We start from the raw sequence: 236 nt of genomic DNA, 5'->3' as shown, positions 1-236 counted from the left end.
ACCATCGGCGCTGAAAGGCTTAGCTTCCGGGTTCGGAATGTAACCGGGCGTTTCCCTAACGCTATGACCACCGAAACCCTATCGGTTTCGAGCGAACAAGCACACTCTTCAATTAAGTGGTTCTGCTCAAACCAGCAACTGTTCGTTGCTTCAGAACTAACACAGTGGACGCGAGCAACTGAGGACAAGCCCTCGGCCTATTAGTACCAGTCAGCTCCAACCGTTACCGGTCTTCC

General features: G+C 52.5%; 1 rRNA gene. It reads right to left on the bottom strand.

The features are described from left to right. Window positions 1-75 (bottom strand): 5S ribosomal RNA (rrf, locus tag ACSNOG_RS34035); the annotation flags it as partial. Window positions 76-236: the final 161 nt, after the last annotated feature.

The sequence above is a fragment of the Streptomyces sp. URMC 124 genome (assembly GCF_051386455.1).
Classification (GTDB): Bacteria; Actinomycetota; Actinomycetes; order Streptomycetales; family Streptomycetaceae; genus Streptomyces.
Note: the sequence above shows the minus strand (reverse complement) of the source record. Positions and strands in the feature narration are given on the sequence as shown.